This is a genomic window from Cryomorphaceae bacterium (assembly GCA_007695365.1).
In the GTDB taxonomy this organism is placed as follows: Bacteria; Bacteroidota; Bacteroidia; order Flavobacteriales_D; family SKUL01; genus SKUL01.
The window spans coordinates 34,548-43,739 of sequence record REDV01000107.1; the positions used below are offsets into that span (position 1 = coordinate 34,548).

Annotated in this window: 8 protein-coding genes; 6 read left to right on the forward strand and 2 right to left on the reverse strand. The window is 47.6% G+C overall.

What is annotated here, in order from left to right:
• Positions 1-9: 9 nt before the first annotated feature.
• From EA392_11580 to EA392_11605, 6 genes are all read left to right on the forward strand, one after another.
• Complete coding sequence (locus EA392_11580; GenBank protein ID TVR37943.1) at positions 10-1,980, forward strand: hypothetical protein; 1,971 nt, start codon at positions 10-12, stop codon at positions 1,978-1,980.
• A complete protein-coding gene (locus EA392_11585; GenBank protein TVR37944.1) occupies positions 1,980-2,876 on the forward strand; it encodes a peptidyl-prolyl cis-trans isomerase in 897 nt (298 codons plus the stop codon). Before EA392_11580 ends, EA392_11585 begins: the two co-directional genes overlap by 1 nt.
• Positions 2,857-4,230: a peptidylprolyl isomerase gene (locus EA392_11590; protein TVR37945.1), complete on the forward strand. Its 1,374-nt coding sequence runs from the start codon at positions 2,857-2,859 to the stop codon at positions 4,228-4,230. The genes EA392_11585 and EA392_11590 overlap by 20 nt, the downstream gene beginning before the upstream one ends.
• On the forward strand, positions 4,230-5,201 hold the full coding sequence (locus tag EA392_11595; GenBank protein ID TVR37946.1) for an AAA family ATPase: 972 nt from the start codon (positions 4,230-4,232) through the stop codon (positions 5,199-5,201). The genes EA392_11590 and EA392_11595 overlap by 1 nt, the downstream gene beginning before the upstream one ends.
• Positions 5,202-5,211: 10 nt before the next feature.
• Complete coding sequence (gene gap / locus EA392_11600; protein TVR37947.1) at positions 5,212-6,204, forward strand: type I glyceraldehyde-3-phosphate dehydrogenase; 993 nt, start codon at positions 5,212-5,214, stop codon at positions 6,202-6,204.
• Positions 6,205-6,446: 242 nt separating this feature from the next.
• Positions 6,447-7,031 (forward strand): hypothetical protein, encoded by a 585-nt coding sequence (locus tag EA392_11605; protein TVR37953.1) that lies wholly within the window; start codon positions 6,447-6,449, stop codon positions 7,029-7,031.
• A gap of 10 nt (positions 7,032-7,041) precedes the next feature.
• On the opposite strand, the gene EA392_11610 is transcribed toward EA392_11605, so the two are convergent.
• Both EA392_11610 and EA392_11615 read right to left on the reverse strand, forming a co-directional pair.
• Positions 7,042-8,679, reverse strand: a complete 1,638-nt coding sequence (locus tag EA392_11610) for a hypothetical protein (protein TVR37948.1) — start codon at positions 8,677-8,679, stop codon at positions 7,042-7,044.
• A 107-nt stretch (positions 8,680-8,786) separates the two neighbouring features.
• Positions 8,787-9,192, reverse strand: a 406-nt coding sequence (locus EA392_11615) for a T9SS C-terminal target domain-containing protein (protein TVR37949.1), incomplete at its 5' end; no start/stop codon positions are given.

Genomic DNA, 9,192 nt, shown 5'->3' on the forward strand with positions numbered 1-9,192 from the left:
GTTCAACTGATGAAACGCAGAAATTTGATAAACAGAGTGAAAAGAATGGCGCTGTTGTTTTGTTTACTGGGGATGATGGGAGCCACCGTTGCCCAGATGGAAGACCCGGTAATCCTTATCATTGAAGAAAATACTGTTACAAAGTCTGAGTTTGAAAGCATTTTCCGCAAAAACAATCAGGATGCAGATGTAAGCGAAGACGCATTGCGGGAGTACATGCAGTTGTTCATTAACTTCAAGCTGAAAGTTATGGAGGCCCAGGAGCTTGGAATGGATACGGTCCAGAAATTTTTGCGTGAATTAGACGGTTACCGCACGCAGCTTGCGCGACCCTACCTGACGGACGAGAGCCAGAATGAATCGCTCCTGGAAGAAGCGTACCAGCGCAAAAAAGAGGAGATCAAAGCAAGCCACCTTCTCATTCAGGTGGCCCAGGATGCCAGTCCATCGGATACCCTCAAGGCGTGGAAAAAAATCACCGACCTTCGCAAAAAAGCAATGGCCGGCAGCGATTTTGCTGAACTTGCCCGTCAACACTCCGAAGACCCGTCTGCGAAAGACAACGGCGGAAATTTGGGCTACTTTTCCGCGCTTCAAATGGTCTACCCTTTTGAGAATGCAGCCTATAATACCCCCGTTGGAAGTATCTCCCAGCCCATCCGCACTCGTTTTGGCTACCACCTGGTGCAGGTAAATGATCGTCGGCCAGGCAGGGGAGAGATACGCGCTGCCCACATCATGATGCGGAGCTCAGATAGTGATTCTCCTGAAAAACAAAAACGCGCCGAAAGACAAATCAAAGAAGTGTACGAAGAGCTTATGGCAGGAGGCGATTTTGCTGATCTGGCGCTGAAGTACAGCGACGATGGCTCTACCTCCGGTAAAGGAGGCGAACTGCCGTGGTTTGGTGCTGGTAAAATGGTAGAAGAATTCGAAAATGCTGCCTTTGCGCTGTCTGAGAATGGAGAGATCAGTGAGCCGGTCAAAAGCCGGTTTGGTTGGCACATCATCAAGCGCCTGGATTACAAGCCGCTTCCGTCGAAAGAAGAAATGCGCAATGACCTTAAAACCCGAATTTCTAAGGATTCACGTTCGGAAATCACCCGAAAGGCTTTTGTGAACAAGCTTAAAAAGGAGTATAACTTCAAGGAGTTTCCCCGTCAATTGAAGCCGGTAATCAGCGTGCTTGATACCAATATTTACTATGGAAGCTGGGACCCGTCGAAAGGAGCCAAGCTTAATGCCGTGCTTTTTGAACTGGACGGAAAGAAATACACCCAACAGGATTTTATCAAATACCTTGCTGAGAAGCAAACGCGGCGAAGAAGTTCAGCGACCTCGCTGGAGGCTTTTGGCAATGATATGTATGCTCAGTTTGTGGACGAAACCGTTTTCAATTACGAAGACAGCAAGCTCGAAGAGAAATATCCTGAATTCAGGGCATTGATGCGCGAATATCACGACGGAATCCTGTTGTTTGAGCTTACCGATTTAATGGTGTGGACGCGTGCAGTTCGCGATACCGCCGGACTGGAAGCATTTTACGAAGACAACAAGGAGAGTTACAAATATGGTGAGCGTGCCGAAGGCGTTTTCTACATCTGCTCAGATGCAAGGGTAGCTGCCACGGCACAGAAAATGGCCCGGAAAGGAAAGAGTGATGAGGATATCCGCAAGAAACTGAATAAAATTTCGGATCTCAGTGTGCGTATGGAAGAGTTTAAAGCCGAGCGCGAAAGGCATGATTACCTCTCAAAAGTTGATTGGAAACCAGGTGTAAGCGACACCTTTGAATACAAGAACCAGGTGGGTTTTGTGCACATTCACCAAATTCATCCGCCTGAACCCAAGCCCCTTTCTGAGGTGCGCGGCCTCGTAACCGCCGCCTTTCAAAATCATCTGGAGCGGCAGTGGATTCAAGAACTCAGGGAAAAGTACTTCATCGAAATAAAGAATGATGTGCTGATGAGTATTCGCTGATGCCATATTTAAAAAGCCCTTACGATTTAACCCTTTTGAGGGTGCCGGCTCAACACTTGATGCTGGTGTTGCTGCTGCCCGTTTTACTCTTTGCTTGCGATTGGCAGGACCAATCCAAATCTGACTGGGTGGTTCGCGTGGATGACCATTATTTGTCTCGTGAGGAATTGGTCAATGCATTGCCAAGACGACTATCGCCGGAAGACAGTACACGGGCGGCTGATGCCTATGTATCTCAATGGCTGAAAGACCACGTAGTGCTTTCGCAGGCCGAGCTGAACCTCTCACCTCAACGAATCAATTTTGAGGCGCAACTTCGCGATTACCGCAATTCATTGGTCGTTTACACGTTCGAGACAGAGTTGATTCGCCAAAAACTGGATACCACGGTAACTGATGCAGAAATCGCACGATACTATCAAGAATATCAACGAAATTTCGAGTTGAAAGACTACATAGTGCGTGTTCGTTACATCAAGGTTGCCTCGGATGCACCCAAGCTTGCAGATGTTGAGGCTTGGATGAAATCAGAGGCCGACGACGACTACTTTAAACTGGTTGACTACAGCCAACAGTTTGCCAGCAAGAGCTTTCTTGAAGAAGAGCGCTGGCTGTACCTCGATGATTTGCTGAGGCAAGTTCCGATAAGACCTGAAGATAAGCTCGACTTTTTACGCGGAAACAAATTCGTGAAATTGCCCGACGGAGATTACCTTTACATGCTGAATATATTGGATTATCAGCTTAAAGACGGCGTTTCGCCATTGGAGTTTGTGAAGCAAGATATTCGGAATATTATCGTGAACAAGCGTAAAAGGGAGTTCATCATTAACATGAGGCAAGATCTTTTTGAAACTGCCCTCAAAAACAATCAAATTGAGTATCGTACGCAGTAATATCATACTTGTCATTCTGGCCATTTCGTGGCTGTCAGGAACTGCTCAGTCATCTAAAGTCAAGGTGATTGACGGGATTATTGCTACCGTGGGTGATGAGATAGTGCTTCGCTCGGACCTGGAGAATCAAAAAATTCAAATGCGTTCTCAAGGAATGAGAATGTCCAAAGACGCAGATTGCGGTGTGATGGAAGACTTGCTCTATGAAAAGCTGCTGCTTCATCAAGGAGGGGTAGATAGCGTGGAAGTATCCGAAGCTCAGATTCAGTCGGAAATGGATAAACGACTGAACGTGTTCATTGAGCAAATCGGTTCGCGCGAAAAGCTTGAAGAGTACTATGGCAAGTCGCTGAGTGAAATCAAGGAAGAATTTTCTGAAGTGCTCCGCAAGCAAATGGTGGTGCAACAAATGCAGCAGCGCATCACACAGGATGTGAAGGTGACTCCATCGCAGGTGAGGGAGTTTTTCAACCAGCTACCCGAAGACAGTTTGCCTTTTATCAATGCGCAGGTGGAGGTTGCGCATATCGTGAAGTATCCGCCTGAGAATTTTGATGAGAACCGAAGAGTTAGAAACAAGCTTCGGGAATACAGGGAAGAGATACTCAGCGGAGAAAAGGATTTTGCAACCATTGCGGTACTTTATTCTGAAGACCCCGGATCGGCCGTAAGGGGAGGTGAGTTGGGAATGCAAAGCAGAGGAACATTCGTTCCGGAATTTGACGCTGTGGCCCTTTCACTTGCAGAAGGAGAAATTTCTGATGTGTTTGAAACCCAGTATGGCTTCCACATCATGCAGGTTATGGAGAAGTTGGGTGAAAAGTACAACGCCCGGCACATCCTTCTCAAGCCCCGCGTAAGCCAGGCTGATCTGATGAAAGCCAAAGCCGAGCTTGAAGATATCCGCAAATTGATCATGTCTGATTCATTGACCTTCGCCCAGGCAGCGGTGCGTTACTCAGACGATGAAGATTCCAAGAATCAAAATGGAAACATCATCAATCCATCTACCGGATCAAGTAGGTTTGAGATGAGTGAGTTAGACCCTCAGATTTTCCTCTCCATCGATACCATGAAAGTAGGGCAGGTTTCGAACCCGGCCTTTTTTCAACGACGTGATGGTCGAAAAGCCTATCGCCTCATTCAATTAAGGTTGCGCACAGAACCCCACAGGGCGAATCTCCGCGACGACTACCAAATCATTCAGGAGGCGGCACGGGGCCAGATGAGTGGCGAAGCCATCAGTGAGTGGATCCACAACAGAATTCGAGTCACCTATATTGATATTGACGAATCATTTCACACATGCCCTTTTGAATACGATTGGGCAAAAATCCCAGATACCACAAATTAATGGAAGAGCTTACGAAATTGTCGGATGCTGAAGCGGTTGATCGCTTCGTTGAGAAATACAAAGAACTGAACCTCGAAATCGGAAAGGTTATCGTTGGACAGCACGATGTGATAGAACGGGTGGTGGTTTCTATTTTTAGCCGTGGCCACAGCCTGTTGGTGGGTGTGCCTGGCCTTGCCAAAACTTTGCTGGTCAATACCATCGCCAAATCGCTCGGACTTTCCTTCAACCGCGTTCAGTTCACACCCGACCTGATGCCTTCAGATATTATTGGCTCTGAAATTCTCGATGAGAACAGACAGTTTCGCTTTGTGAAAGGGCCGCTGTTTGCCAATATCATTTTGGCCGACGAGATCAACCGTACACCTCCCAAAACCCAATCGGCTTTGCTCGAAGCGATGCAGGAAAAGGCGGTTACCGCAGGAGGGCAAAACTATGTATTGCCCGAGCCTTTTTTCGTGTTGGCTACGCAAAACCCCATTGAACAGGAAGGTACCTATCCGCTTCCCGAGGCACAGCTAGACAGGTTTATGTTCAATATTTGGGTTGATTACCCAAGTTTTGAGGAAGAACTTAATGTTGTGAAATCTACTACCAGTGACCGTGAAGTTTCACTCAATCCGGTGCTCAATGCTCAGGAAATAGTATTCTTCCAAAACCTCATTCGCAAAATTCCCGTTTCCGACAATGTGATGGAATACGCAGTTCGCCTCGCGTCTAAAACCCGCCCGGAAACCGATGCTGCTGACGATATCGTGAAGAAATACATCTCATGGGGTGCCGGGCCACGTGCGTCGCAGTACCTTGTGGTTGGAGCCAAATGTTTGGCAGCCATCCGTGGAAAATACAGCCCGGATATTGAAGATGTTCAAGACATTGCCCTGCCCATACTTCGTCACAGATTGGTGAGAAATTACAAGGCAGAGGCAGAAGGCTACAGCATGGAAAGAATCATTCAAAGCATCCTTTAATCAAAGAGTCATGAAAATTGCCATTAACGGATTTGGACGAATCGGAAGGCTGACCCTCAGGCTACTCTCTCAGATGGAAGCCATGCACGTGGTGGCTGTTAATGACCTGAGTACCCCTGCCACTCTGGCCCACCTACTCAAATATGACAGCAGTCAGGGGGCTTATCCGGGAAGTGTCATTGCGGACGATAACAATTTGGTTGTTGATGGACGTACTATTCCTGTATACAGCGAGAAAGACCCTTCTTCGCTTCCCTGGAAAGCACTCAACGTTGATGTGGTGATAGAATGTACAGGCGTTTTTCGAAGTGAGGAGGAGGCCGGCAAGCACCTCAAGGCAGGAGCCGGCAAAGTGGTAATCAGCGCCCCCGGTAGAGGGGAGGGAGTGAAGACCGTTGTTTTCGGAATCAATCACCACGAGCTCACGCATGAGCACAGAATCATTTCCAATGCCTCCTGTACCACCAATTGCCTTGCTCCCGTTGCCGCGTTGCTGGATGAGCATTTCGGAATAGAAAAGGGATATATCAATACCATTCACGCATATACCGGGGGCCAAAACCTTCAGGATGGCCCCCATAAGGATTTGCGTCGTGCGCGGGCTGCAGCCCTGAATATTGTGCCCACTACCACAGGGGCTGCAAAAGCGGTTGGGCTGGTGCTACCTCAACTTGACGGAAAACTGGACGGCATGGCAACCAGGGTTCCAACAATTACAGGGTCTTTAACAGACCTCACAGCTATTTTACAAACGGAAACAACAGCTGAAGAGGTAAACTCTGTAATGAAAGCAGGTGCAGAAAATCGATTCAAAGGAGTGTTGCAGTACACTGAAGATCCCATCGTTTCAACGGATGTTATTGGAAACACGCATTCATCCATTTTTGATGCTGGCCTCACACGAGTTAACGGAAATCTCGTGAAAATTGTGAGCTGGTACGATAATGAGATGGGCTATGCCGCCCGAACGGCTGACCTTGTGAAGTACATTGGAAGCCTTTAACCCAAGGTTTGGGTTGCTCCCCCGGTTGTCTGATTAACTTTTTTAGGCTGCCGTACGTATTGAAATGAGATTGCCCGTCGTTATCTTTGTAACCGCCGCTACTCAGAATGAAAACACTGCTTTTAATCTCCTCCACGCTTCTTTGCACAGCCTTTCTTCATTTTTTCACTCCCTGGAGTTTTTCAGAGCGAAGCGATTTTAGTGAAACTTCGCTTCATATTGATTCAGAGGAGCGCGCTTCAATGCGGGTTCATCTTCTTGAATCAGGTTTGAGTGAAGTGGCTTTGGATACAGGCTTGGAGGGTTTTGCTAAATTGCTTGGTGCGGGGCACATTCATCGCGACGACCTTCTGTGCATCATAGATTTCAGCCTTCCTTCCAATAAGGAGAGAATGTGGATACTGAATCCCGTTACACTGGAGCCTGTACATACCTCACTTGTTGCCCATGGTCGTAACTCTGGAAATTTGTGGGCACGCAGCTTTTCAAATGACCCCGGCTCATATGCCTCGAGTCTGGGTTTTTATGCTACAGCCGAGAACTACCACGGCAAACATGGTCTCTCCTTACGGCTGGATGGGCTCGAACCAGACTTCAACGATAAGGCCCGCGAGAGAGCAGTTGTTATGCACTCCGCGGATTATGCTGACCCGTCATTTGTTGAAGAACACGGCCGCCTCGGTCGCAGTTTTGGCTGCCCCTCTATTCCAACTCAAGGACACGAAGAAGTACTGAGGCAAATTGCCAACGGTGTCTGCCTGTACATTTTTGCACCCGATGAGGAGTATCTGGCGAGTTCTCCGATACTCTGCGGCAATAACTTGTAAGCTCCTACTGCTATAACCAGGAAGGAACCCCTGCAAGTCCGCGAACAATATCTTCGTCGCGTTGGTAGATGTCTTCCCGAAATTCCAACACGCCATCCGGTCTGGCCCAAGCGGTGAAATAGGTGAGGTAAACCTCAACTCCTTGCTTCAGACGTACCGTAGTTTCTCTGCCTGAAAGCGCCACATCTCTGATGCGCTGAGAAGTCCAGGAAGGCTGATCTGAAAGGAGAAGTTCGGCGAGTTCCAAGGGACGCTCAATACGAATACAGCCCGAACTGAATGCACGCGACTCTCGCTCAAACAGTTCTCTCGAAGGTGTGTCGTGAATGTACACATTGTAGATGTTGGGAAACATAAACTTTACCCTTCCCAACGCATTTTGGGCACCGGGCAATTGTCTTACCATGTAGGGGAAATTCCTTGCAGTTATCTCAGACCAGTTGATACTCTCATAAGAAACAGGCCTCCCCGAGGTCGTGATGATTTGCATGTTTTTTTCGTTGAGATAGCCGGGTCCTTTTTTCAATTGAGGCAGTACATCAACGCGAAGAATTGTTGGTGGTACCACCCAATCAGGGCTGAGTACCATATAAGTCATGGTTTCATTAAAAACGGGAGTCTTTCGATAGTGCTTACCTACGATGGCCCTACTGCTGAATAGGGTGTCTCCATGATCAATAAAATCAATCCTGAAATTGGCGATATTAACAATGATTTTGCGCTTCTCCGGAAATTCGGAGAGCCACCTGTAGCGTTCTATGTTGGCCTTTAAGGTATTGATGTAACCCTCTGGTGTTCTGTTGAGGAATGACAATGTGCGCGGCCCGATGACCCCGTCAGGATGAAGCCCCTGGTGTAGTTGAAATCTTTTGATTGTTTTGAGCAGCTCATCATTGTATTGCTGAGAAGTGGTGTCACCCGGATGGTACGTTAGGCTGTAAAGCCGCTTTCGGATTTTTAGGATGGTCACAGACGAATCACCTGGTTCAATTTTTTTTTCACTTCGAATGGTTTCCCAAGGTTCATCAAGAATCGAGTTGAAGAATTCAATTTTTTGAACCAAAAGGAGGTACGCCGAATCTCCCGGTGCGAGCATTTCCAGCATCTGAGGCACCTCCTGCATGGAAATGGCCTTCTCAAGTTTTTCGTCAAGCATCAGCTCCGGGGCGTTTCTTTGGATTTTCCAGGTGGCTTCGATGGTATGTGCTTGTAGTTTACCTTGATGCAAGTGAGAGCCGAGCAACATGAAAGCATCTGTGAGCAAAAGATCTATTATGGTAAGTAAACTTGTGTCGGGTTCCGCGTTGTGTTGATAATTTTCAAACAAAATGTTGAGTTTGTCTGAGTGATAAGCCTTGTCAGTGAGTCCGTGTCGCCATACCGTGCCGATATACGCTTGCATGGCATATGCTGCTTTCCTTAATTCGCCTTGAGCATTGAACCAGGCTGGCTCAAAGGCGCGATGGGCATAAAACCGCGGCAGCACCTGAGAAGAGTAGAGGGGGGTTCCATTAATTTTGTATTTCTCACCTTCGGGTTTGTTTTCAATAAACACCCTTATGCGTTGCGCCAGCTGGGATTTTGCAGCTTGCAATTCCATTGCCGACGAGAGAAGAACAATCAGGATGAGAAGTCTTGAAACAGTCATATCCAAAGATAACCATTCTGGTCGCAAGATTGACTTGCCATTAAATTGAAAACCCCCGCTCCATTGAGGAACGGGGGTTTTCTATAGGATTGGTTAACACTTACAACTTAGCGTGCAATCATCAATTTCTCAACGTATGCACCTTCGTTGGTAGTGAGTTTGTACAGGTAGATACCGCTTGCAAGTCCGCTCACGTCGTACTGGAACCAGTACTCCTGGTTTGCAAAGGCATCACCTTCATAGATAGCCTGCATCAGCTTTCCGTCCATGTTGAATACTTCGAGTCTCACACGAGATTCAAAGGGCAATTCAAAGGTGAACTGAGTGCGGGTTGCAGTTGGATTGGGGAATGCTGTGAGCGATACCGCTGGAATCTCAACCTGATTGGCAAGATCAAACTGTGGCATGTCACTTTCATCTCCAGGCTGCACAGTGATGATTTGTACGGCATGGGTTGTGTTTCCACAATCATCGGTAGCAGTCCAGATGCGCGTAATGGTGTAGTCACACTCG

Bases quoted from the DNA above. Each gene is read 5' to 3' on its own strand.
- gap (TVR37947.1), top strand. From the start codon at position 5,212: ATGAAAATTGCCATTAACGGATTTGGACGAATCGGAAGGCTGACCCTC.
- EA392_11610 (TVR37948.1), bottom strand. From the start codon at position 8,679: ATGACTGTTTCAAGACTTCTCATCCTGATTGTTCTTCTCTCGTCGGCA.
- EA392_11580 (TVR37943.1), top strand. From the start codon at position 10: ATGAAACGCAGAAATTTGATAAACAGAGTGAAAAGAATGGCGCTGTTG.
- EA392_11595 (TVR37946.1), top strand. From the start codon at position 4,230: ATGGAAGAGCTTACGAAATTGTCGGATGCTGAAGCGGTTGATCGCTTC.
- EA392_11605 (TVR37953.1), top strand. From the start codon at position 6,447: ATGCGGGTTCATCTTCTTGAATCAGGTTTGAGTGAAGTGGCTTTGGAT.
- EA392_11585 (TVR37944.1), top strand. From the start codon at position 1,980: ATGCCATATTTAAAAAGCCCTTACGATTTAACCCTTTTGAGGGTGCCG.